This window comes from Acinetobacter sp. 228 (assembly GCF_048147885.1).
In genome coordinates this window covers 1-1,539 of sequence record NZ_JAYWYV010000203.1, presented here as the reverse complement: position 1 = coordinate 1,539, position 1,539 = coordinate 1, and the positions used below count along the sequence as shown (strand labels likewise).

The 1,539-nt window shown below is 38.0% G+C and carries 2 protein-coding genes and 1 pseudogene; 1 reads left to right on the top strand and 2 read right to left on the bottom strand.

Annotated elements, in window-relative coordinates:
* Nucleotides 1-516, top strand: a 516-nt coding sequence (locus VXQ92_RS17380) for a transglycosylase SLT domain-containing protein (protein WP_416682661.1), incomplete at its 5' end; no start/stop codon positions are given.
* 91 nt (nt 517-607) lie between these two features.
* Here VXQ92_RS17380 and VXQ92_RS17375 read toward each other — a convergent pair.
* A complete protein-coding gene (locus VXQ92_RS17375) occupies nt 608-991 on the bottom strand; it encodes an SCP2 sterol-binding domain-containing protein (RefSeq protein ID WP_416682660.1) in 384 nt (127 codons plus the stop codon).
* Nucleotides 992-1,197: 206 nt separating this feature from the next.
* Nucleotides 1,198-1,539: pseudogene (locus tag VXQ92_RS17370) on the bottom strand (tRNA 2-thiocytidine(32) synthetase TtcA); the annotation flags it as partial.

Sequence of the window (1,539 nt, the reverse complement as noted above, 5' to 3'; positions counted from 1 at the left end):
CGTGACTTAAGTGCACGTATACCGATTTACAAAGCAAGCTTTAAACAAAGTGCTGCTCAGTACGATTTAGACTGGCATTTGCTTGCAGCGATTGGTTATCAAGAATCGTACCTAAAACCGGAGTCTGTTTCACCAACAGGTGTACGTGGGTTAATGATGTTAACCAATAGTACAGCTCGGGCAATGGGTGTGAGTAACCGTAACGATCCAGCACAGAGTATTCAGGGCGGTGCGAAATATTATGATCTCATGTTAAGTGAGTATGATGATATTCCTTTCCCAGATCGCAACTGGTATGCGCTTGTGGCTTACAATATGGGACCGGGTGCAGTGAACCAGATTCAAAAGCGCTTGCAAGCCCAAGGGAAAGACCCGAACCAATGGGTTAATCTCTATAATTATTTGCAGAGTAACAAAACTCGCAATGGTCGATACAAACAAGCAGTTCAGTATGTGACTCGTATACGTGCTTATCTTGAGCACATTAAAACGGCACAAACGCGAATTAATATCTAGTTTTTATCATCTAAAAGTTGATAAATTCATTGTTTGTATAAATAAAAAGCTTACCTCTCGGGTAAGCTTTTTATATGAATTCTTTTTTAGTTTAAGCGGTTTGCTCTAATACTTTTTTGAACAAATCTTTTTGTTCTTGGCTTGGTTTAGCTGTTTGTAAAGCCATTAACTGAGACATATCGCCTTGAACTTTTATTTTACCAGTCATGAATGCCTGCATAGCAGCTGCCATATCAAACTCTAGGAATACTTTACGTAAAGTTTCAGCATCCAGGTTTAATGTAGTTTTGGCATTTGAAGACAAACCTTTTTGGATTTTACCCCCATCTAACGCTAATTCGGTATTTCCAGAAGCATCTGTAACTACTAAATTAATTGCCAAATTCGCAAGAGCTGGTGGCAAATTAAGATCACCTGCTTCAGCAGTTAATTTTTCGACAGTCGCAAACCAATCATCAGTTAAAAATGCAGGCATGATTCTTCCTCAAATTTATTTGTTCAATTTCTCTAGTGTTGCCTATCCAGACAACATCGTGTGAAGCACTTCTGCTTGAGCGTTGTTATAGCATGTAATTTTAAGGTTGAGCTATGACTTTTTGTACGGAACATTCATTTTTTAGTATTTTGATACATTAAAGGCACTTGTTTATAAAGTGCCTTCAATTGACTTATTAATTCGTTTTATTCAGCAGCAAAGCTTAAGTTCACTACATCTAAACGTTTTTTCAGTTCTTCCGGATCTTTAAAGTCTAATTCGCGCTGCGAGTCAAGAACTTCGAAATCGAACAAATCACGGTCAGCAAGTTGTGAAGGTGAAACGTTCTGTAACGCACCAAAAATGCTGTGTAAACGTTTAGGATACTGTTTGTCCCATTCACGAAGCATTTCATTGATCATGGCACGTTGTAAGTTCTCTTGTGAACCACAAAGGTTACACGGAATAATCGGGAACTTACGTAACTCTGCATATTTGATAATGTCCTTTTCTTCAACATACGCCAAAGGACGAATCAAAATATTTTT

Excerpts from the sequence above, each read along its gene's own strand:
- VXQ92_RS17375 (WP_416682660.1), bottom strand. The coding sequence starts at position 991 with ATGCCTGCATTTTTAACTGATGATTGGTTTGCGACTGTCGAAAAATTA.